Annotated in this window: 21 protein-coding genes and 1 other annotated feature; of the genes, 14 read left to right on the forward strand and 7 right to left on the reverse strand. The window is 36.0% G+C overall.

Going from position 1 to position 21,759, the window contains the following annotated elements; translation table 11 throughout:
* Window positions 1–255 precede the first annotated feature (255 nt).
* The 6 genes from CN288_RS11360 (at window position 256) to CN288_RS11390 (ending at window position 6,703) form a co-directional block, all read left to right on the forward strand.
* Complete coding sequence (locus tag CN288_RS11360) at window positions 256–1,326, forward strand: bifunctional 3-deoxy-7-phosphoheptulonate synthase/chorismate mutase (RefSeq protein ID WP_026593708.1); 1,071 nt, start codon at window positions 256–258, stop codon at window positions 1,324–1,326.
* A gap of 272 nt (window positions 1,327–1,598) precedes the next feature.
* Window positions 1,599–2,597 carry a catabolite control protein A gene (ccpA, locus tag CN288_RS11370; RefSeq protein ID WP_026593707.1) on the forward strand — a complete coding sequence of 333 codons (999 nt, stop codon included), beginning with the start codon at window positions 1,599–1,601 and terminating at the stop codon, window positions 2,595–2,597.
* A gap of 519 nt (window positions 2,598–3,116) precedes the next feature.
* Window positions 3,117–3,428, forward strand: a complete 312-nt coding sequence (locus tag CN288_RS11375; RefSeq protein WP_098302294.1) for a hypothetical protein — start codon at window positions 3,117–3,119, stop codon at window positions 3,426–3,428.
* A 72-nt stretch (window positions 3,429–3,500) separates the two neighbouring features.
* Window positions 3,501–5,531 carry a hypothetical protein gene (locus CN288_RS11380; RefSeq protein ID WP_098302295.1) on the forward strand — a complete coding sequence of 677 codons (2,031 nt, stop codon included), beginning with the start codon at window positions 3,501–3,503 and terminating at the stop codon, window positions 5,529–5,531.
* Between the two features lie 2 nt (window positions 5,532–5,533).
* Entirely contained in the window at window positions 5,534–6,181 is a 648-nt protein-coding gene (locus CN288_RS11385; RefSeq protein WP_098302296.1) for a putative bacteriocin export ABC transporter, read from the forward strand.
* 249 nt (window positions 6,182–6,430) lie between these two features.
* Window positions 6,431–6,703, forward strand: a complete 273-nt coding sequence (locus tag CN288_RS11390) for a DUF3917 domain-containing protein (RefSeq protein WP_026593703.1) — start codon at window positions 6,431–6,433, stop codon at window positions 6,701–6,703.
* 50 nt (window positions 6,704–6,753) lie between these two features.
* On the opposite strand, the gene mscL is transcribed toward CN288_RS11390, so the two are convergent.
* Window positions 6,754–7,152: a large conductance mechanosensitive channel protein MscL gene (mscL, locus tag CN288_RS11395; RefSeq protein WP_026593702.1), complete on the reverse strand. Its 399-nt coding sequence runs from the start codon at window positions 7,150–7,152 to the stop codon at window positions 6,754–6,756.
* A gap of 267 nt (window positions 7,153–7,419) precedes the next feature.
* Between mscL and CN288_RS11400 the strand changes: the two genes are divergently transcribed.
* From CN288_RS11400 to CN288_RS11410, 3 genes are all read left to right on the forward strand, one after another.
* Entirely contained in the window at window positions 7,420–8,877 is a 1,458-nt protein-coding gene (locus CN288_RS11400) for a sensor histidine kinase (RefSeq protein WP_090687945.1), read from the forward strand.
* Between the two features lies 1 nt (window position 8,878).
* Window positions 8,879–9,568, forward strand: a complete 690-nt coding sequence (locus CN288_RS11405) for a response regulator transcription factor (protein WP_035415654.1) — start codon at window positions 8,879–8,881, stop codon at window positions 9,566–9,568.
* A gap of 249 nt (window positions 9,569–9,817) precedes the next feature.
* A complete protein-coding gene (locus tag CN288_RS11410; protein ID WP_098302298.1) occupies window positions 9,818–10,903 on the forward strand; it encodes a hypothetical protein in 1,086 nt (361 codons plus the stop codon).
* Window positions 10,904–10,932: 29 nt separating this feature from the next.
* Here the strand turns inward: CN288_RS11410 and CN288_RS11415 are convergent, their stop codons facing one another.
* The 4 genes from CN288_RS11415 to acuA are packed head-to-tail and all read right to left on the reverse strand — an operon-like array spanning window position 10,933 to window position 14,301.
* On the reverse strand, window positions 10,933–11,790 hold the full coding sequence (locus CN288_RS11415) for an alpha/beta fold hydrolase (RefSeq protein ID WP_026593698.1): 858 nt from the start codon (window positions 11,788–11,790) through the stop codon (window positions 10,933–10,935).
* Window positions 11,791–11,843: 53 nt separating this feature from the next.
* Window positions 11,844–13,010, reverse strand: coding sequence for an acetoin utilization protein AcuC (locus tag CN288_RS11420; RefSeq protein ID WP_081811109.1), 1,167 nt, complete (start codon window positions 13,008–13,010; stop codon window positions 11,844–11,846).
* Window positions 13,007–13,651 carry an acetoin utilization AcuB family protein gene (locus tag CN288_RS11425; RefSeq protein WP_026593696.1) on the reverse strand — a complete coding sequence of 215 codons (645 nt, stop codon included), beginning with the start codon at window positions 13,649–13,651 and terminating at the stop codon, window positions 13,007–13,009. The genes CN288_RS11420 and CN288_RS11425 overlap by 4 nt, the downstream gene beginning before the upstream one ends.
* A gap of 17 nt (window positions 13,652–13,668) precedes the next feature.
* Window positions 13,669–14,301 carry an acetoin utilization protein acetyltransferase AcuA gene (acuA, locus tag CN288_RS11430; protein WP_026593695.1) on the reverse strand — a complete coding sequence of 211 codons (633 nt, stop codon included), beginning with the start codon at window positions 14,299–14,301 and terminating at the stop codon, window positions 13,669–13,671.
* A 177-nt stretch (window positions 14,302–14,478) separates the two neighbouring features.
* Between acuA and acsA the strand changes: the two genes are divergently transcribed.
* The 4 genes from acsA (at window position 14,479) to CN288_RS11455 (ending at window position 18,856) form a co-directional block, all read left to right on the forward strand.
* The gene (acsA, locus tag CN288_RS11435) at window positions 14,479–16,197 is read left to right on the forward strand and encodes an acetate--CoA ligase (RefSeq protein WP_026593694.1); all 1,719 of its coding nucleotides are present in this window, start codon (window positions 14,479–14,481) and stop codon (window positions 16,195–16,197) included.
* 99 nt (window positions 16,198–16,296) lie between these two features.
* A complete protein-coding gene (locus CN288_RS11440) occupies window positions 16,297–16,854 on the forward strand; it encodes a maltose acetyltransferase domain-containing protein (RefSeq protein ID WP_026593693.1) in 558 nt (185 codons plus the stop codon).
* 193 nt (window positions 16,855–17,047) lie between these two features.
* Window positions 17,048–17,273, forward strand: a binding site (T-box leader).
* 67 nt (window positions 17,274–17,340) lie between these two features.
* Entirely contained in the window at window positions 17,341–18,597 is a 1,257-nt protein-coding gene (gene tyrS, locus CN288_RS11450) for a tyrosine--tRNA ligase (RefSeq protein ID WP_026593692.1), read from the forward strand.
* Between the two features lie 127 nt (window positions 18,598–18,724).
* Window positions 18,725–18,856 carry a transporter gene (locus CN288_RS11455; RefSeq protein WP_098302299.1) on the forward strand — a complete coding sequence of 44 codons (132 nt, stop codon included), beginning with the start codon at window positions 18,725–18,727 and terminating at the stop codon, window positions 18,854–18,856.
* Window positions 18,857–18,975: 119 nt separating this feature from the next.
* On the opposite strand, the gene rpsD is transcribed toward CN288_RS11455, so the two are convergent.
* Entirely contained in the window at window positions 18,976–19,578 is a 603-nt protein-coding gene (gene rpsD / locus CN288_RS11460) for a 30S ribosomal protein S4 (protein WP_026593690.1), read from the reverse strand.
* Window positions 19,579–19,927: 349 nt separating this feature from the next.
* On the opposite strand from rpsD, the gene megL reads away from it, so the two are divergent.
* Window positions 19,928–21,118, forward strand: coding sequence for a methionine gamma-lyase (gene megL, locus CN288_RS11470; RefSeq protein WP_090687926.1), 1,191 nt, complete (start codon window positions 19,928–19,930; stop codon window positions 21,116–21,118).
* 41 nt (window positions 21,119–21,159) lie between these two features.
* Here the strand turns inward: megL and CN288_RS11475 are convergent, their stop codons facing one another.
* Complete coding sequence (locus CN288_RS11475; RefSeq protein ID WP_026593688.1) at window positions 21,160–21,639, reverse strand: GAF domain-containing protein; 480 nt, start codon at window positions 21,637–21,639, stop codon at window positions 21,160–21,162.
* Window positions 21,640–21,759 lie beyond the last annotated feature (120 nt).

A 21,759-nucleotide genomic window follows, 5' to 3' on the forward strand; every position in this document is an offset into this window, starting at 1 on the left:
TTTTTAGGATTTATAATTAGCAATCATAAACTTGATGTATCTAACGATAAATTCGACTTTAGGAATCAATAATGAAGTTATATAAAAGCCATATAAAAAAGTTGTGGAGCATATTTTCTTTAAGTGAAAGAGAACGATTTTACCTGTAGTGTATATCATGTGACAACCTAACATCTATCGGATATAATAAATTATCTTAACTACGATAATAAGGTAATTTCATATATATACAACTTTGAAAGAGGTGGCTATCTTATGGCATCACAAGAATTAGATCTTTTACGTTCTCAAATTGATCAAATAAACCTACAAATTTTAGAATTACTAAACGAGAGAGGTCGTCTTGTTCAAGAGGTCGGTAAATTAAAAGAAGTGCAAGGTGTGAAACGATTTGATCCTGTACGTGAGCGTAATATGCTTGATTTAATCGCTGAGAAGAATGATGGGCCGTTTGAAACATCGACTCTTCAACATATTTTCAAACAAATTTTTCAAACAGGTTTAGAATTACAAGAAGATGATCACCGTAAAGCGCTTCTTGTTTCACGTAAGAGAAAATCAGAAGATACAATTGTTGATATAAAAGGTGAAAAAATTGGTGATGGCAATCCGCATTTTATTATGGGACCATGTGCGGTGGAAAGTTACGAGCAAGTGCGCCTAGTTGCTGAAGCAATGAAGGAGCACGGATTAAAGCTAATGCGCGGCGGTGCATTCAAGCCTCGTACATCTCCTTATGATTTCCAAGGTCTTGGCTTAGAGGGCTTGAAGATTTTACGTCAAGTGGCGGATGAATATGATTTAGCGGTTATTAGTGAAATTTTAAATCCAAATGATATTGAAATGGCATTAGATTATGTTGATGTGATTCAAATTGGAGCTCGTAATATGCAAAACTTTGAATTACTTAAAGCGGCAGGATCGGTGAACAAACCAGTATTATTAAAGCGTGGTTTATCAGCAACGATTGAAGAGTTTATGTATGCAGCAGAATATATTATCGCACAAGGTAACGGAGAGATTATTTTATGTGAGCGCGGCATCCGAACTTATGAAAAGGCAACACGTAATACGCTAGATATTTCCGCTGTGCCTATTTTGAAGAAAGAAACACATTTACCTGTCGTAGTGGATGTAACACACTCTACAGGGCGACGTGACCTCTTATTACCAACTGCAAAAGCAGCGATGGCAATTGGTGCTGATGCGGTTATGGCTGAAGTACACCCAGACCCAGCTGTTGCATTATCAGATTCAGCGCAGCAAATGGATATTCCAGAATTCAATGAGTTTATGAAAGAGCTAAAAGCATTTCGTGCTAGATAATCAGAAGTGCTTATAAGGTCTATGCGATACTTGTTGCATAGACTTTTTTGCGGGAAATATCCTTTTTTACATGAAAAATACGAAAATAGGAGAAAAGAAGCGAATTTTTTCGAAACTTTTGCGGGAAAATATTGTATGAGCCTGTATTTTTATCGTATCATTAGTAAAAGGACTCGGGAGTGACATCTTCAAATAGAGTTGATGTCTTTTTTTCATTTAAGTGAACCGATACATAAGGATAGATAATATATATAGAAGGAGTGTGTGAAGAGATGAACGTAACAATCTATGATGTAGCGCGCGAAGCAAACGTTTCGATGGCAACCGTATCACGTGTTGTAAACGGTAATCCGAATGTAAAGCCTACAACAAGAAAGAAAGTATTAGAAGCAATTGATCGTTTAGGGTATCGCCCAAATGCAGTAGCACGTGGACTAGCAAGTAAAAAGACAACAACAGTAGGTGTTATTATTCCAGATATCTCTAATACGTTTTATGCAGAACTTGCACGTGGAATCGAAGATATCGCAACAATGTACAAATATAACATCATTTTAAGTAACTCTGACCAAAATAGAGAAAAAGAATTTCATTTATTAAATACAATGCTTGGTAAACAAGTGGATGGTATTGTATTCATGGGTGAAGATATTACAGATACGCATGTAGAAGAATTTAAAAAGTCTCCAGTACCAATCGTCTTAGCAGCATCATTTGATGAGGAAAATGAAACATCATCAGTAAATATTGATTATACACAAGCTGCTTATGATGCAATGAAGCATTTCCTAGAACAAGGCCATAAGCGTATCGGTTTCGTATCAGGTCCTTACATTGATAAAGCGGGAAGTGCAAAGAAATTACAAGGTTACAAAAAAGCTTTAGAAGAAGTAGGTATCGCTTATGATGAAAATCTTGTAATTGATGGAGATTACACATACGATTCAGGTCTAGAAGCATTTGAAAAGCTTTGGGAACTTGATGAAAAACCAACAGCAATCTTTGTATCTTCAGATGAAATGGCACTAGGTGTAATTCATGCAGCACAAGACGTTGGTTTAAACGTCCCAGAAGATGTAGAAGTACTTGGTTTTGACAACACACGTCTTGCGTTAATGGTACGCCCGCAACTTTCAACAGTTGTACAACCAATGTATGACATCGGTGCAGTAGCAATGCGTCTGTTAACAAAATATATGAATAAAGAAAAAGTAGAAGATCATACAGTTATCTTACCTCATCGTATTCAATTTAGAGATTCAACGAAGTAAGAATAGGAAAACTCACAGCGTGGTGCTGTGAGTTTTTTTATTATCCATGCTTCCTTTTATAAATGATACTAGCTTACGATGGAAGTCGATATGTAATCGATGAGACCATTGATAATGGAGATATGTTGGAATTCTGCGTAGGACATGTTTTCATACATTTCAGGTTGAAAAACATTCATTTTGTTCTTTTAACGTTTTATTGTATTAGATTGGATTGGGGTCACAAGTGAAAAGTATATTACAACAATGATTAGTAAAATCCATGCCTTTTGGAACGATTCTCTCACGGGTGAAATGATATCTTAATATAATACTGAAAAGAAAACTTGGAAATAAAAATGCTATCGTATCTATTTTTTGTAAGGTTTTTATTAGAATATTTTAGTTTACACGTGCTTTGTCAATATTTGTTCTATTGAGAAAAGTCGTATTTTCCATTTTTAGAAAAAAATCACAAATTTTGAAATTATGTTATATTGAGTGCGGGGAAAAGGGACAATAAATATAGGGGTGGATACGATGAAAAAAATGAATCGAGTTATCATTGCGTTTTTAACAATCATTACGTTTGCAATCCCGGTAGGAATTGTTTCGGCAGCATCAGTAGCGAATGGGGAGTTAATTTATAAAGGCGGACAAACAGATTCAAAAGTATACTCTGATATTAGAGATGCGATACCTACTAATAGTAATAAATATATGGTATGGGCAGCTGTAAAAGTTTGTGGCAACACATATTCATCTGGATGGAAAGCAGATCAAGCCTATAAAGATGCGGACAGAAAATGGTATTGTGATGAAACTTCACATTACGATTATTATAAAAGATAATATTTAAAAATTTTTGCCCTTTTCCCTTCCTAACAATACTTTCGGATTGAATATGATGTGCAGGAGGATAGTATGAAAAAATTATTGTTTATCTTTCTAATTGGGCAGCTATTTCTGCTATCTTATATATTTAATAAATCTGTTTATGATATATATGAGTTGAATAATTTAGGAGATTCATCTCTTGATGGTTACATTGTAGAAGATGTTTCAGGGCATAAATTGAACGAGTTATATGAGAAAATGAATTCGGCATGCTTGTCGAATAATACGTGTCAATTACAACTCGTTAAAACACCTGTATCTAAGCATAATGAGTTTATTTATGATATATATCATAGTCAAGAAAAAGATATAAATAAGCCGAAATCAATTTCATCTGATACAGTTTTAAATTATCACCCATTAACAAAAGAAGATTTTGTTGATAGTAATGGCGTGTTTTATACGAATTTATCATTGGATCGATTAAATGATTTATCAAAGGCAATAGGAATTACTATTAACCCGTATCATAATGATATTGCTTATAGTCAAATTGTTACATACAATATTTTAAACTTTGTCATTCTCTTTATACTGACACAATTGGTTTTAGTGATTTACACATTTACAAGAATCAAAGTAAATGCGATTAAAAAGATGCTCGGTTATTCGAAATTTAAAATGGTACAAGCGTCATTAAAAGATTTTATAGTGATGGAAAGCGTGATACTTGTTATTACGTTAGGTGTTCATTTTCTATATTATGTATTCGTTGGTAGCGTTGTATCACGTTATTTTTATTTATTGTTAGTGTTTTTAGTACTAGTGATCGTAATAAATGTTGTCATGTTACTATTTACGCAAATTAGTTTAAGATTTATCGATATAAATTTGATGATAAAGAACAAAGTATATTCGAACAGATTAAATTATATTTTATATGTAATTAAAATCCTGCTAATATTATCTATCACAGTTTCGGTTTCCTCGTTTATCTCGAATTACAGAGAATATAAAGCTAAGTCGAGAGATTTAGAGCGCTATACGAAATTAGAGGGGTATTTTACATCGAATGGCTTTAACTCTAATGAGGATGAAAAAGCACGCAAAAATCCGAAAATAATCGCAGAATATGGTGATGCTGTTCAGAAAATGTATCGTCATTTTGATGAACAAGAAAAGTTATACGTGAGTGATGCTTACATTCTCGAATTATTAAAACCAACATATTTAGAAATGAACGGATTAACAAAAGAGGATTTATATACTTCTATAAAAGATAATTACATAGTAGTTAATGAAAGATATATAAATGATTTTATGAAAATTAAGAATGAAACAGGAGCGAAAATAACAAATTTCCATGTAACAAAACCTACTATCCTGGTGCCAACTAAGTATAAGTCCGAGGAATCAAAAATTAAAAAGATGTATATTGAACAATACAATCAGTTGCTGAACTATAATGAAAATTTTGGAATTCCTAAATCCGACTCGAAGAACATTGATAATGTAGAAGTTATCTACATTGCTAATAATCAAGAACATGAATTGTTAGGTAAAAATATGTCTGAAGATGATTCTGATATGAAACTTAAAGATACAATTATTATGATCGATCAAGGAAACTTTGGTAGCTTATATTATTATGATCAGTTAAGTTCGGGTAACGTTTATTTTCATTTAAACCAAAGAGATGAATTTAACCAAATACTTGCGAAGCATCATTTGAATAAACTCGTAAATGTTGGCACGCTGTTAACGCCTTATATGGATAAAGTGCATTTTGTAGAATTTATTATGTACAATTCTTTAGTCTTTACGTCACTATTCTTATTCACATTAATCTTTGTAATTTGTATTTCAAATTATGTGGATATCATATCGAATAGTAAAAGGTACGCAATTCAATATATGTATGGCTATAGTATAATGAAAACATTTAAATTACATTTGATCGTATATGCGATGTTGCTAAGTATGATCGTTATGAATATATTTATAGAATTTAACGTTCCTTTCTATATTTGCATACTCGTAATAGATTTTATTGTTTTATTATATTTATACAAAAAGATTATTAAAAACGATATTCACAAAATCGTTAAAGGTGGATAAAGATGGAGATTATAAAACTCGTGAACGTGTCTAAAACATATGAGAAAGAAGAAGTACTCTCAAATGTTAATTTAACGGTAGAGAATGGTGAAATGATTGCAATTACTGGAGAAAGTGGAAAAGGAAAAACGACACTCTTAAATATTATTGGCTTAATTACGAAAAAAGACAAAGGGGATTTATTGTTATTTGATACAAAAAATCCGTCGATTCATTCGAAAGAAGCGATGATGTTCAGAAGAGAAAAGATAGGTTATTTATTTCAAAATTATGGGTTAGTGGATGATGAAACGGTAAAATGGAATTTAAATTTAGCCCTAGAATACAAGAAGTTAAGCAAAAAGGAGAAAATCGAAAAAATCGATGTGCTTTTGAATGAATTTAAACTATCTCATTTGAAAGAAAAAATGGTCTATCAATTAAGTGGTGGAGAGCAGCAACGAATTGCACTCATACGATTAATCCTACAAGAAAGCGATTTAATACTAGCAGACGAACCAACTGCTAGCTTAGATGCCGAAAATGAAAAAGTAATATTGCAGTATTTGGAACAATTAAATAAAAAAGGAAAAACAATCGTGGTTGTGACACATAATCAAGATATCTTACCTTATTTTTCGCGTGTCATTCGTTTACATGAATTGTCTTAAAGAAAGAAAAAAGTGCAGAGTTATGAGTGGAAACCTCCAAAACTCTGCACTTTTCTATTGCCCAACATAACTGGTTCTTTTATTTGTGTAAATAAAAATAAAGTCTTAATTATTTTCAATAAATGCCCATAATTCATCCGTATTACACAGATTATTATCCCCTGTATTGTACATGATCCAAAATCAAATTTCCCTATAATTACGCAATGTCATGTATAATAGAAAGAAAAGGCTTGTGGGGGGGAAGAGATGATTATTCTTTGGATAATTACGCTTTGTATGACCGCTTTTTTTGCATATATGACGTTAAAACAAAATGGCCTAAAGCGCTTTGTTCCAGGAAGTATTCTTGCAGGAATTGCCCTTATCACGTATGTAGCTTCTATTTTTATTGAAAGTATTTCAGTCAATGTAAGCACGGGCCTCGTATTTGTTGCGATTACACTATTTGCAGGTTCGATTATGGTACTCGTGGTTGCTGGTATTATTTTATTCATTCATATGAATTCGGAAACGTTATAAAATATAAAGAAAGGCATGTCCCACGAGGGGCATGCCTTTTGTCCGTTCAATTATGCGTTGTCTTTTGAAGCATTTTGTTGTTTCAATAAGTCGCGAATTTCGCCAAGAAGTACTTCTTCTTTTGTTGGTTCTGGAATTTTTTCTACTTTTTCTTCTTCTTTTTTGAATGCTAGTTTATTAAATAGCTTAATGAATAAGAAGATAGAGAATGCGATGATTAAGAAATCAACAACCGTTTGAATAAACGCACCATATTTTACAACAGCGCCTCCAAATTTAAAGGAAAGCCCTGTGAAGTTTATTCCTCCAAGTAGTAATCCAACTAATGGCATGATAACATCTGCTACTAATGAAGAAACAATTTTACCAAATGCACCACCAATTACAACCCCGACAGCTAAATCCATAACATTCCCTTTTAAAGCGAACTTTTTGAATTCGTTCAACATGTGTAATACCCATCCTTTCCACGATTCAGTATAAAATTTATAATTCCTATCAACATATTCTATAGAAGTTTTTGTTAGAAATAAAGAGAAAATGGGAATGAAAGTAAATTCTGAAAAATGTATCCGTTTTATTTTATACCTTAAAATATAAATATTAATTTTTCATAAACTGCTGCTAAAATAACTATAAAATCGCTTGAGTATTCGGAAATATCTTCTTATGCTTATGAATAACATAGGAAAGTTTATAAAGTGAGGAATTGAGTCATGTCTATTAAAACAAGGTTTCTGTTGTCTTATATTGCAGTTATTTTTGTTTCAATTACTCTGTTGTTAGTTATGGGTTTTTTGATTATTTTTTCTATAACAGGGAATTTGGAGTCAGTGAAAAATTTCTATAAGAGTTCGTATATTCAAAGGCCACTGACACCAGAGGAAGAAAATGCTTTTCTTGAATTGAAATCAGCAGCTAAGCAGAATCAATCACAACTATTAGATGAAGCCATGATGCCGTCATTAGAGAAAGAAGATGTGAAAATAGTTGTAAGAAAAGGAGACGCAATTTCATATGCGTCAAAAGCAATTGGAAGTTCTAATTTAAAAGAAGCTCTTCCGAAATTTGAAGCAACGAATATTAATAGTCGTGGTACGGTTGAATTAAATGACACATTTTATCGCTACGTAAAGTTTGATTTTTATTTTCCTCATAATGAAGAAGGAAGTATATTTGTATTGAATAAGCAAAGTTCGTATGTGGAACTAACCGAAAAGCTATTTCCCATATTATTTATATCGTTATTACTGTTGGCTATTTTCATCATTGGATTATTAAGTTATTTCGTTTCAAGAAGTGTAATAAAGCCTATTCTTATATTGAAGGATGCAACTGGAAGAATTAAAGAAGGGGATTTACATTTTCAAATTCCAGTTACGTCTCATGATGAAATTGGTCAATTAAACCAAGCATTTGAAGAAATGAGGCAGAAACTAAAAGAATCAATTGAAGTGCAAGCACAATATGAAGAGAATCGAAAAGAACTTATTTCGAATATTTCCCATGATTTAAAAACACCCATTACATCTATTATTGGATATGTAGAAGGAATAAAAGATGGAGTTGCAAATACACCCGAGAAGATGAACAAATACTTAACAACAATTTATACAAAAGCAACACATATGGATACACTTATTGATGAACTCTTTTTATTTTCAAAATTAGATTTGAATCGTGTGCCATTTCAATTTGAAACGATAGAACTGTATACGTTTATGGAAGATTTAATAGAGGAAATGCGAATGGACTTGAGTAAGTATGGAATTAACTTGCACTTACAATCACTTAAAGCTTCGCAATTCTATGTAATAGCTGATCGTGAGAAAGTAAAACGAGTTATATCCAACTTAATTCATAATAGTGTGAAGTACATGGATAAACCGCAGAAAGAAATTACGGTTACATTATTAGATGAAGAGAATGCGGTAATTGTGAGAGTTACAGATAATGGATTGGGTATAGAATCTGATAAACTTCCATATATTTTTGAACGTTTTTATCGTGCAGAACAATCCCGTAATTCTAGTACAGGTGGAAGTGGACTTGGTTTAGCCATTGCAAAGCAAATTGTTGAAGAACACGGCGGAAAGATTTGGGCGGAAAGTAAATTAGGAGAAAGCACAAGTATTTTCTTCTCATTGAAAAAAGTACAGGAATGTGGTGAGTAGAGTGAAGAGGATTTTACTAATTGAAGATGAGGTAAGTATTGCAGAATTACAGCGAGATTATTTAGAGATTCATGATTTTCACGTGGATGTACAACATTCAGGTGAAACAGGATTGCAATGCGCTTTACAGGAACAATATGATCTAATTATTTTAGATATCATGCTTCCAAAAATGAATGGATTTGAAATTTGTAAACAAATACGTGCTGTGAAAGATATTCCTATTTTGCTTGTTTCAGCTAAAAAAGAAGACATCGATAAAATCCGTGGGCTTGGACTAGGGGCTGATGATTATATTACAAAGCCGTTCAGTCCAAGCGAATTAGTTGCAAGAGTAAAAGCACATATTGCCCGTTATGAAAGATTGTCTGGAAATATGATCAAGCAGAGAGATATGTTACACATACATGGGATTTCTATTGATCAACGAGCGAGAAAAGTATTCATAAACAATGAAGAAGTTGCTTTTACAACAAAAGAATTTGATTTACTTACATTTTTTGTGCTGAACCCGAATCAAGTGTTAAATAAGGAACAGTTATTTGAACGTATTTGGGGATTAGATTCAGCTGGAGATTTAGCTACAGTTGTTGTTCATGTGCGGAAGTTACGTGAAAAAATTGAAAGAGATCCTGCTAATCCGCAATATATTGAAACGGTGTGGGGAGCTGGATATCGCTTTAACGTATAGTGAACCTGTCAAAGTATTGACAGGTTTTTTATGTTTAAGGGAAGTAAGGTCAACAGAATTAAAAATATATTACCTTTATTTAATCTTTTTTTAAGAATTTATTTATTGGCAATTTATACTTGCCATCTACTATAGGTATCACAGGAACAAAGTGAACAGATAAGAAGATATGAGGAAACAGGTATCTGTTATATGTGCACGAGGTGGTTGAATATGAAATGAAAATAATTATTTGGAGGTTTGATGAGGATGAAAACAATAAAATTTTTAGTACCAGCTATGATTGGCTTTACAGTAATGGTAACAGGATGTGCGCAAGGGGAAACGAAAGCAGAAGCAAAACAGGAGACAAAACAAGAAGCGAAAAAAGAAAAGAAGAAGCAAGAAGCGCAGATTACAAAATTACAGCCATTAAACGCGATGACATTGCAACTGACATTTTCTAAACCTTTATCAAAAGAAGAGGTGAAATTAGAAAATTTAGAGGCAATTAAGAAAAATTTTGTTTTTGATAATGGTTTAGAAATTGTGAATGTACCACGATTAAAAACAGGTGCCACAAGTACATATATTGTACCTGTTACAGTTCAAAAACCCGGTACAGCATATAAGGTGAGTTATAAAGGTGGAAAAAAAGAGAAATTCGAGGCGAGTACTGAAAAAATTAATGTTCGCCAAGCGAAACAAGTGACAAATGATACGTTTGAAATTGAATCATTTTTAGAAGATGGCGTGACAGATTATGCAAACATTATTGAGGCATACAAAGCTGGAAGAGGAGATCAAGCGTTTCAATTAGATGAAGAAAATAAAGATAAAGAAGGAAAACAATATCAAATTATTTCTTCACTACGTGATCGAAAACTAACCATTACATCAAGTGCAGGAGAACAAATTGTAGTAGGGTATGTTCCGTTTACACAAGCCGCAGATGGCAGACAAGCACCTAAGTTTCGTCTACCTGCTGGCCAAACGTTACAACCAGGTGTGACGTATACAATAACATCGGATTGGGCGACGATTAAGAATCCGACTTTTACTGCGGAAACTATTGAGCCACTTGCGATTCAAAGCGCTGAAGCGATAGATAATAAGTCAATCCAAATTACATTAGGGAAAGATCCAAGTATGGAACTGTTTGCTGGCCGAAAAGTAGAATTACAAGGTGAAGATGGAAATCGAGTAGAAGCACAATATCGTTTTTCTTCTCGGAAAGGAGCAGTAGGAATCTTTGATTTACAAAATGGTGCAACGTTGCAGCCAGGTAAGAAATATACAGTTGTACCGATGAATGGCTGGGCAACTGCAAATCAGGTGGCGTTTGTAGCGAAATAAAGAAAAGTTTTAAACCAGCAGCAAGTGATTTAGTACTTGCTGCTTTCGTGCTGTAATGATTTATAGAAGGTTTTAATGATAGATGCAAAACGATTGCTTTCTTCTAAAAAAGGATAATGGTTACTATACTCAAATGGAATAAATATAGAATTTGGTATACTTTCGTGCATCTCTATTGAATATTGCAAGGGGCACTGAACATCGTGTTTCCCACAAATAATTAATGTGTTTACTATGATAGATGAAAGCTGATCTTTCAAATCAAAGTGTAGATATTCTTTAGCAAAAGCATTCATTCGACTTACTGCCATTATTTTATAAATAGGTTTTGAAAAATATATTTTGTAGTGTTCGGGTTCATATAAAGATAACTTTGTTCGCTTGGTTGATAATGCACTTCGCTCTTCTTGTGTAAGATGAGAGAGTTTCAGTTCTTCGATAATGTCTTGCATATATTGAAATTGTGGATGGTCTGGATGATAAATACAATCTGGTGTTTTTGTGTAGTTACTAGCAGCGGCACCGACAACAACTAAGGATTGCAAGGAGTCTGGGAAAGTAATAGCGTATAGCAGTCCAAGCATCCCTCCTGTAGAATGACCAGCGAAATGCCATGATGAAAATTGTAATGTTTCTTTTATAGCCTCTAAGTCTTTAATTGTCTCACTCATGCTTAATTCATTTTCCCTTGTAGCTTTCGTAGAACGACCAGCATCTCGCAAGTTGATAAGAAAAACACGGTGAGTAAGAGTAAAGCTCTCCGCAAAATAATCACCGGTTTCGTTAAATTGTGAGTAATGATGAGTAATACAAAGTGGTTCTCCGCTGCCTTTTATAAAGATTTCAAAAGTACCGCGTTTCGTATGTATGAGTTGTCCTTTCCACATAAGATATCACCTTTCATGAAAAAGAATAGGAGAAAACCTCCTATTCTTGTAAATTAATATAAAGCCTTTTTCGTATTATTCCGAATAATCTCGAGGCATTTTGCCACTGTTAATGCATTTTTTTCTTCAATTTCTGGTTTTCGAGGGATGGGGTTATACATGTTGTTAGGGTCTTCCCATGTAAGCGGAAGTCGGGTAGGTGCTTGTCCTTTCCAAGTTTCAATCCATTCTGGAGGGAGATAACCTGAGATGTTTTGGATGTTGTTCATTTCGAGCCAAATGAGTGCCCATGCTCTTGGAACGACGCGCCATATGTCGTAGCCGCCACCGCCAACCGCAATCCAGCGTCCATCGCAGTACTCATTGGCGATTTCATGAGCAAGCTTTGGAATTTCATGATAAATTTGCATTGTTGCACAAAGGTGAGTAAGGGGATCATAATAATGTGCATCGGCTCCGTTTTGCGTTAAAATGATATCTGGTTTAAAGTAAGCTGCGACTTCTTTTACAACAGTGCGATAAGAATGTAAAAAAGATTCGTCTTCTGTAAAGGCATCGAGTGGAACGTTAAAAGAATAACCGTAGCCCATGCCTTGGCCGCGTTCATTTACAGCACCGGTTCCAGGAAATAAATAGCGCCCGGTTTCATGTAGTGAAATGGTGCAGACGTTAGGGTCATCATAAAAGGACCATTGTACACCATCACCGTGATGGGCATCTGTATCAATGTATAAAACGCGCAAGCCATATTTTTTCTGCATATATTTTATAGCGATAGAGCTATCGTTATAAATACAAAAACCGGATGCTTTACCTCGGAATCCGTGGTGCAGTCCACCGCCTAAATTTAATGCATGCTTTACTTGACCTGAAAGTACGGCATCTACAGCTGTTAATGTCCCACCAACAAGTAAGGCACTTGCTTCATGCATATTGGGAAACATTGGTGTATCTTCTGTCCCAAGACCATATGAAATTGCGACTGATTGTTCTAATTTTCCTTCTCCAGCACGTTTTACCGCATTTATGTATTCCTCTGTATGAATGAAAGCAATCTCCTCATCTGTTGCCATTCGCGGTGGAATGACTTGAGAAGGATGAATAAGCCCGCTTTTTTCTAATAAATCGTAAGTGAGTGTAACGCGGAGCTGATTAAAGGGATGTTCAGGGCTAAAGGAATAGCCCCGAAAATCATCTGAATAAATGAAGGCGCTCGTCATGCTTGCATCCCCATTATATTTGGCCATAAAACATGGTAGCCTTTTTTCTCTAACGCTTCAATCACTCTTAGCGGATTCATTGTTTGGATGCGGAAAACGAGTACTTTCTCATTCTCATCTTTTGCTGGATAGACGAGAACGCTCACAATATTAATGTGTAATTCACTAAAAATCGCAACGACTTTTCCAAGAATACCAGGTTCATTTTTTACTTGAATTTCAATTTGTGAACTTGGTTGATGAGCACCTGTTAGCTTGACGAGTGTATGCAATACTGTGGATTCCGATATGATTCCAACAAGTTTACCACCCTTTGTAACAGGAAGACAGCCGATTTTATTTTCAAAAAATAGCGTTGCAATTTCCTCAACAAAATCGAGAGGATGGCATGTCATAACAGGTTGTTTCATAATTAATTGAATCGGTTGCTTAAGCATATCCTTTGAAACTTCTTCATCGAGAATTGAGGGACTTGCATCACGTACGTCGCGGTCGGAAATAATGCCGACTACGTTGTTGTTATGACCAACAATTGGAATGTGACGAATGCCCTTTGTACGTATTGTTCGGATTGCGGTTTCAATTGTGTCATCTGGTTGCAGTGTAATTACATCATGATTCATAATTTCTTCTACAATCATTCCATATGCCCCCTTTCTTAGTACATAAACCGATTTTGAAAGCGTAAGCGGTCAAATGCTTGGATGGAGTTTGTATCAACACGGTTGCCAATGCGGACCATTAAGCAGTTAGCAGGGTGAGAACAAATTTCTGGGTCATCCGTTGCCATCCATTGTAAGCCACCAGCATTCATCATTTTCTCCATCACTTTTCGGTATTCCCAAACATTTAAACCAGTTTGTTTTAAATCCCAGTGCCAATAATATTCAGTCGTTAATATAATATAATCTTCCATATGATCATCCATCATAGAAACTTCTAATAGATTTTTTCCAACAGAGCATCCGCGAAATGCTGGAACGACCTCAATTGCTCCAAGTTCAATTAAATCGTCCATTTTTCCTTCTGACCATCGTTCTAATGGATCCGGATATAGGTATGTAACATAGCCAACAATCGTTTGATCATGTCTAGCAATAATGAGACGAGCTTCTGGTAATTTAGAAATTTCGACAATTGCTTTATATTGTTGTTCGGCAGGACGGAATGCAACTAAATCTGGATGAAATTCATACATTTCAAGATTATGGGTGGACACAGGACCTTCGATAATTAAGGTTCCTTTTGCTGTTTTTAAGTTTCTTGCATTATATATTTTTTTATGAATCAATGTTTTGCTCACCACCTTGAGGGTTTGTGAATCTACTTTATATCGTATCTTACAGTATATGCGATGTGAATCGAATTTTGTCAGTAAAAATTTGTCTAAAAATCAACAAAAATACTGAAAATTTTAAATAATGTTATTATAATAGATAATAGAATACATAGGAGGGGGATGTAAAGTATGAAAGTAGAAACACTTCCTGTTATTAAAGGAAAAAATAATTTGCTTGATTATAAAGAAGCATATGCAAATTTCAACTGGGAAGAGGTTAATAAAAACTTTTCTTGGTTTGAAACAGGCCGAGTAAACATGGCATATGAGGCAATTGATAGACATGCGAAATCTGATCGAAAAAATAAAGTGGCCCTGTATTATCAAGACGGATCGCGTAAAGAGAAATATACGTTTAAAGAAATGAAGGAGTTCTCCAACAAAGCGGGAAATGTCCTGAAAAACTATGGTGATGTAGAAAAAGGCGATCGCGTCTTTATTTTTATGCCGCGTTCACCAGAATTATATTTTGCACTTCTCGGTGCAGTGAAATTAGGAGCGATTGTTGGCCCGTTATTTGAAGCATTTATGGAAGGGGCAGTACGAGATCGCTTAGAAGATAGCGAAGCAAAAGTGCTAATTACAACACCTGAATTGTTAGAGCGTGTTCCGCTTAATGATTTACCAGCGTTAAAAACAGTCTTTCTTGTTGGAGAGAATGTAGAAGAAGGCGGAAAACTTGTTGCGTTTAATCCATTATTTGAACAAGCTTCTAATAAATTGCAAATTGAATGGTTAGACCGCGAAGATGGATTAATTCTTCATTATACGTCCGGTTCTACAGGGAAGCCAAAGGGCGTTCTCCATGCGCAAAATGCGATGGTGCAGCATTATCAAACGGCAAAATGGGTGCTCGATTTAAAAGAAGACGATGTATACTGGTGCACAGCTGACCCAGGCTGGGTGACAGGAACTGCCTACGGCATTTTTGCACCGTGGTTAGTAGGTGGATCAAATGTCGTTTTAGGAGGTCGCTTTAGCCCAGCGGCATGGTACGAAGCGTTGCAAGATTACGGTGTAACAGTTTGGTACAGTGCACCAACAGCATTCCGCATGTTAATGGGAGCTGGCGACGGAGAAATTAAGAAGTACGATTTATCAGCACTACGTCACGTACTAAGTGTTGGTGAACCATTAAACCCAGAAGTAATTCGCTGGGGAATGAACGCATTCGGCCTTCGAATTCATGATACATGGTGGATGACAGAAACAGGAGGACAAGTAATCTGTAACTATCCTTGTATGGAAATTCGCCCTGGTTCAATGGGGAAACCAATTCCAGGTGTGAAGGCAGCAATTGTTGATAATGAAGGGAATGAAGTGCCGCCATATACAATGGGGAACTTAGCGATTGCTAAGGGATGGCCATCAATGATGCGCGCTGTTTGGAACAATCCGCAAAAATATGAGTCTTACTTTATGCCAGGAGATTGGTATGTATCGGGTGACTCTGCTTATATGGATGAAGATGGCTACTTCTGGTTCCAAGGACGTATTGATGATGTAATCATGACGTCTGGTGAGCGCGTTGGCCCATTTGAAGTAGAAAGTAAATTAATTGAACACTCTGCAGTAGCAGAAGCGGGTGTAATTGGTATTCCAGACCCAGTGCGCGGTGAAATTATTAAAGCATTTATCGCGCTACGCGCAGGATATGAAGCATCTGATGAATTAAAAGAAGAGATTCGTCAATTTGTGAAAAAAGGCTTAGCAGCTCATGCAGCGCCGAGACAAATTGAATTCCGCGATAAATTACCGAAAACGAGAAGTGGTAAAATTATGCGACGCGTGTTAAAAGCGTGGGAGTTAAACTTACCGACAGGTGATTTATCAACGATGGAAGATTAAGAAGGAAAGGTCTGAATGTATTATTTCGTTCAGACCTTTCTTTTTTTGTGTTATCATAAGGAAAATAACTTATATATACGTGTTTGGGGGAAGGGAATCATGAAACCGGAAAAAGAAAAGATGATCCAAGGTGAAATGTACGTACCAGCTGATCCAGTATTAGTACAAGACAGGGAACTGGCTCGTATATTAACAAGAAAATTAAATGAAACACCGGAAACAAAGTCTGAAGAACGTAGTTTGCTAGTAAAAGAATTGTTTGGATCCACAGGTGACAACATTCACATTGAATCTTCTTTCAAATGTGATTACGGCTATAACATTCATGTTGGTGAAAATTTTTACGCGAACTTTGATTGTGTCATTTTAGATGTATGTCCAGTTACTATTGGTGATAACTGTATGTTAGCTCCTGGTGTACATATTTATACGGCTACACATCCGCTTGATCCAATCGAGCGCATAAGCGGTGCTGAATTTGGTAAACCAGTTACAATAGGAAATAACGTATGGATTGGCGGACGAGCGATTATTAATCCTGGTGTCACAATTGGTGACAATGCCGTTATTGCTTCTGGTGCAGTTGTAACGAAGGATGTTCCTGAAAATGTTGTAGTTGGTGGGAATCCTGCGAAAATCATTAAAAAAATAAATTGAATTTTGAACCAGTTGTCTCCTTTGTTTGTATAAGTTTATGATTGTCTTTCATGTTTCACTATTAGCTGGTGTTCCAATTCTTTCTCTTATTACGATATTAATCGCGAGTTTGTAAAGGAATGGAAGACTAAGAAACTTCCACCTCTATTTGACACGCCTATACAAATAATGATATAAAGAAAAGTATATAAATAATTGAGCGTGGAAAGGGAGAAGTAGTGATCATTTCCCTGTTTTAGAGAGCTGATGGTCGGTGAAAATCAGCACATAGATGATCGCGAATTACGCCCCTAGAGCATCTTTTTTCGATTGAATCGTATTCAAAAGGGAAAAGACGGTGCTGAGCCGTTATGTGAATGAGGTGGTAGGCTTTTGCCTGCAACTAGGGTGGTAACGCGATAATCAAAATCGTCCCTTATTTGAGGGGCGATTTTTTTATGTTTTCAAATTTCGCGCTCGATTAATTTAAAGGAGAGTATGTAGGATATGGGTATTTTACAAGATCTTGAATTTCGCGGACTAATTAATCAGCAAACAGATGCTGAAGGTTTACAACAATTATTAGAAAAAGAAAGTGTAAAATTATACTGTGGCTTTGACCCAACAGCGGACAGCTTACACATCGGTCATATGCTACCAGTATTAATGTTACGTCGTTTCCAATTAGCTGGTCATCAACCAATCGCACTTGTTGGTGGCGGTACAGGAATGATCGGAGACCCAAGTGGTAAAAAAGCAGAACGTACATTAAATACGAAAGATACCGTTGCTTACTACACAGAAAGCATTAAAAATCAGCTTTCAAACTTCTTAGAGTTTGAAAATGTAGAAAACCCAGCAACAATGGCAAATAACTATGACTGGCTTGGGAATTTAGACGTAATTACATTCTTACGTGACATCGGTAAAAACTTCGGTTTAAACTACATGTTAGCAAAAGATACAGTTGCATCTCGTTTAGAAACAGGTATTTCATTTACTGAATTTAGTTATATGATTTTACAATCATACGACTTCTTAAATCTATATCAACAACAAGGTTGCCGTCTGCAAATTGGTGGTAGTGACCAATGGGGTAACATTACAGCGGGTCTTGAATTAATTCGTAAATCAGAAGAAGATGCGAAAGCATTCGGTTTAACAATTCCACTTGTTACAAAATCTGATGGTACGAAGTTTGGTAAAACAGAAGGCGGCGCGATTTGGTTAGACCCAGAAAAAACAACGCCTTACGAGTTCTACCAATTCTGGATTAACACAGATGATCGCGATGTTGTAAAATACTTGAAATACTTCACGTTCTTATCTCATGAAGAAATTCTTGAGCTAGAAAAACAAGTAGCTGAAGCACCAGAAAAACGTGCAGCGCAAAAAGCTTTAGGTTCTGAAATGACAAAACTTGTTCACGGTGCAGAAGCATTAGAACAAGCTATTAAAATTTCTGCAGCTTTATTTAGCGGTTCTGTAGCTGAATTAACTGCAAGCGAAATTGAGCAAGGTTTCAAAGATGTACCATCTGTAGAGCGTAGTGCAGAAGATACAGTATTAATCGATTTGCTTGTTGAAAGCAAAATTTCACCATCAAAGCGTCAAGCACGTGAAGATGTGACAAATGGTGCAATTTACGTAAACGGTGAGCGTACACAAGCATTGGATTATGTTGTAACAGAAAAAGACCGCATCGAAGGTAGATTTACAATTATCCGCCGCGGTAAAAAGAAATATTTCTTAATTCGTTACTAATAAAAAGCTTTGAGGAGATTTATCCTCAAAGCTTTTTTGTTTTAATCTCCTTTTCATGTTCATACGAAAATCACATGTAAGGAGTATCATAAGAGTATAAGTAAAAAGAAAGGAGTGGTAAAACAAAATGTCACTAGAAGCGCTCATCATCTTTTCTTTGCTAAATGTGGGGCAGCTTGCTGAGAATACAAAAGGTGATATACATACAAGTCCAAAGGATGCCTATGTGTATGTGGAGAAACAAGAAGAAAATAAATAATATTATTATATATATAAGGAAATTCAAAAAGGAGGATAAAGATAGNNCTATCTTTATCCTCCTTTTTAAACAGCACTATAAGAACGAAAAAAGCCGATCCAAAGATCGGCTTTTTGTCATTAACGAGAGTAGAACTCTACGATTAATGCTTCGTTGATTTCAGCAGCTAATTCAGCGCGCTCTGCATGGCGAGTGAAAGTAGCTTCTAATTTGTCAGCATCGAAAGTTAAGTACTCAGGTACGAAGTTGTTAACTTCGATTGCTTCTTTGATTACAGCTAGGCTGCGAGATTTTTCGCGAACGCTAATTGTTTGACCTGGTTTAACACGGAAAGATGGGATGTCTACGCGAGCGCCATCTACCATGATGTGACCGTGGTTTACTAATTGACGAGCAGCGCGACGAGTGCGAGCTAAGCCCATGCGGTAAACTAGGTTGTCAAGACGAGCTTCAAGAAGGATCATGAAGTTTTCACCGTGTTTACCTGACATTTTACCTGCTTGGTCAAATGTGCGACGGAATTGACGCTCAGTCATGCCGTACATGTGACGAAGTTTTTGTTTCTCTTGTAATTGTAAACCGTATTCAGAAAGTTTCTTACGTTGGTTAGGACCGTGAGGACCTGGTGCGTAAGGGCGTTTTTCTAATTCTTTACCTGTGCCGCTTAGAGAGATTCCAAGACGACGAGACAGTTTCCAAGCTGGACCTGTATAACGAGCCATAGTTGACTCCTCCTTTAGTGTTTTTATTTTCGTAAAATAAAAACAGGCGTAATTGATATTTACGGGTATTTTGTTTTCATGTACCTTCGCTCCAGCAGCTGGGAGTTACGAGATACACCTCACAACAGAGGAACAAAATACAAACGATAAACTCATATTACAAGGCTGCCTTTTTATTTTACACAAACGCTATTATATCTTTTTGCTGGAATTTCGTCAAGCGAGTTCTTTTTTGTTTTATTCATGGAAATTGTGGAAATTGCAAGAAGGAATTCGAAGCCGTATGAAAGAAAGGATAGCAACATAGAGAAAACGCTTACATAAAATAGAGCATAAGGGGGATTTTTGTATGAAAAAGAAACATATAGAAACAGCGCTTATTCATCACGGGTATGATTCCAAGCTGCATAAAGGGAGTTTAACGCCACCACTATTTCAAACTTCAACGTATACATTTGAAACAGCGCAGCAAGGAGAAGCGAGTTTCGCTGGGCAGGATCCATCTTATATTTATTCGAGACTTGGAAATCCGACTGTGGAATTGTTCGAGGATCGCATGGCTGTTTTAGAAGGGGGAGAATCGGCGCTAGCGTTCGGTTCTGGAATGGCAGCGATTTCGGCGACACTTCTTGCGTTTTTACGTGCTGGAGATCATATCATTTGCTCGAATGGATTATATGGGTGTACGTACGGGTTTTTAGAAGTACTAGAAGAGAAATTTATGATTACCCATTCACTATGTGATATGGAAACAGAAGAAGAGATTGAGTCAAGCATACGTCCGAATACGAAAATAATATTTGTTGAAACACCAATTAATCCAACAATGAGACTGATCGATTTAGAGAAGGTTATTAAAGTGGCAAAACAAAATGAATTGCTTGTCATTGTCGATAATACATTTTGCTCACCTTATTTACAAACACCTCTTACACTTGGCTGTGATGTTGTTCTTCATAGTGCTACAAAATATATTGGTGGCCATGGGGATGTTGTTGCAGGTGTGACGGTTTGTAAAACAAGGGAACTAGCTGAACAAATTCGCCCGATTCGAAAAGATATTGGGGGGATTATGGCACCTTTTGATGCGTGGCTCTTGCTACGTGGGTTAAAGACGCTAGCTGTACGAATGGATCGACACTGTGAGAATGCAGAAAAAGTAGTAGAGTTTTTGCGGAATCACGAAAGTGTTGCATCAGTTTGGTATCCAGAAGGAGAACTAGCATCTCACCAAATGAAACGCGGGGGCGGTGTGATTTCATTTACGATTAAAGGTGGAAAAGAAGAAGCACAGGCGTTCATGAATGAGTTGCAATTCATTACAATTGCAGTGAGTCTCGGTGACACAGAGACGTTAGTGCAACATCCAGCAACGATGACGCACGCTGTTATTCCAGCGGCAGTACGACATGAAATGGGGATTTTTGATAATTTAATACGCTTGTCTGTCGGATTAGAATCATGGGAGGATATTGTTTCTGATTTAGCGTACGCGTTACAGAAGCTATCGAATACATTTTCTCATGTGAATGGAGAATGAAAAATGAGCCATCGATTTACGGAATCGATGGCTCTTCTCTTTTACATATGTTTTAGGAGCGTTTCCACAAATTTCTCTAAATAGTGTTGATCTACTTCATCGAAACGGTTTTTTTCGGGACTATCAATATCTAGTACGCCGATGACGTTGCCTTCTTGTATAATCGGTACAACAATTTCGGAATTAGAGGCGCTATCACATGCGATATGCCCTGGGAATTGATGAACATCTGCAACAAGCTGTGTTGTTTTTGTTTCAGCTGCTACGCCGCAAACACCGCGCCCAAATGGGATGCGAACGCATGCTGGCATTCCTTGAAATGGTCCAAGTACAAGCCCTGTTCCTTCTGTTACATAAAAGCCAACCCAGTTAATACGCTCTAAGAATTGATTTAAAAGAGCTGAAGCATTTGCTAAGTTAGCAACTACATTTGATTCACCAGTTAACAATGCATCAAGTTGCTTAATTACCGTTTCGTATTGCTCTTCACGTGAGCCTGTATAACTTTCTTTTGTAAACATGGAAACGTCACCCTTTCTATCGAGAAATGTAAAATCATAGCAAAATACGCTGTATTTCATATGACTTTGTCGATAGAAAATTAAAGGAATTTGTCTTAAAAGTCAAGAAATTTAAACTAT

It is taken from the genome of Bacillus sp. AFS023182 (assembly GCF_002560575.1).
In the GTDB taxonomy this organism is placed as follows: Bacteria; Bacillota; Bacilli; order Bacillales; family Bacillaceae_G; genus Bacillus_A; species Bacillus_A arachidis.

Bases quoted from the DNA above. Each gene is read 5' to 3' on its own strand.
- CN288_RS11360 (WP_026593708.1), top strand. From the start codon at position 256: ATGGCATCACAAGAATTAGATCTTTTACGTTCTCAAATTGATCAAATA.
- ccpA (WP_026593707.1), top strand. From the start codon at position 1,599: ATGAACGTAACAATCTATGATGTAGCGCGCGAAGCAAACGTTTCGATG.
- CN288_RS11375 (WP_098302294.1), top strand. From the start codon at position 3,117: ATGAAAAAAATGAATCGAGTTATCATTGCGTTTTTAACAATCATTACG.
- CN288_RS11380 (WP_098302295.1), top strand. From the start codon at position 3,501: ATGAAAAAATTATTGTTTATCTTTCTAATTGGGCAGCTATTTCTGCTA.
- CN288_RS11385 (WP_098302296.1), top strand. From the start codon at position 5,534: ATGGAGATTATAAAACTCGTGAACGTGTCTAAAACATATGAGAAAGAA.
- CN288_RS11390 (WP_026593703.1), top strand. From the start codon at position 6,431: ATGATTATTCTTTGGATAATTACGCTTTGTATGACCGCTTTTTTTGCA.
- mscL (WP_026593702.1), bottom strand. From the start codon at position 7,152: ATGTTGAACGAATTCAAAAAGTTCGCTTTAAAAGGGAATGTTATGGAT.
- CN288_RS11400 (WP_090687945.1), top strand. From the start codon at position 7,420: ATGTCTATTAAAACAAGGTTTCTGTTGTCTTATATTGCAGTTATTTTT.
- CN288_RS11410 (WP_098302298.1), top strand. From the start codon at position 9,818: ATGAAAACAATAAAATTTTTAGTACCAGCTATGATTGGCTTTACAGTA.
- CN288_RS11415 (WP_026593698.1), bottom strand. From the start codon at position 11,790: ATGTGGAAAGGACAACTCATACATACGAAACGCGGTACTTTTGAAATC.
- CN288_RS11420 (WP_081811109.1), bottom strand. From the start codon at position 13,010: ATGACGAGCGCCTTCATTTATTCAGATGATTTTCGGGGCTATTCCTTT.
- CN288_RS11425 (WP_026593696.1), bottom strand. From the start codon at position 13,651: ATGATTGTAGAAGAAATTATGAATCATGATGTAATTACACTGCAACCA.
- acsA (WP_026593694.1), top strand. From the start codon at position 14,479: ATGAAAGTAGAAACACTTCCTGTTATTAAAGGAAAAAATAATTTGCTT.
- CN288_RS11440 (WP_026593693.1), top strand. From the start codon at position 16,297: ATGAAACCGGAAAAAGAAAAGATGATCCAAGGTGAAATGTACGTACCA.
- tyrS (WP_026593692.1), top strand. From the start codon at position 17,341: ATGGGTATTTTACAAGATCTTGAATTTCGCGGACTAATTAATCAGCAA.
- CN288_RS11455 (WP_098302299.1), top strand. From the start codon at position 18,725: ATGTCACTAGAAGCGCTCATCATCTTTTCTTTGCTAAATGTGGGGCAG.
- rpsD (WP_026593690.1), bottom strand. From the start codon at position 19,578: ATGGCTCGTTATACAGGTCCAGCTTGGAAACTGTCTCGTCGTCTTGGA.
- megL (WP_090687926.1), top strand. From the start codon at position 19,928: ATGAAAAAGAAACATATAGAAACAGCGCTTATTCATCACGGGTATGAT.
- CN288_RS11475 (WP_026593688.1), bottom strand. From the start codon at position 21,639: ATGTTTACAAAAGAAAGTTATACAGGCTCACGTGAAGAGCAATACGAA.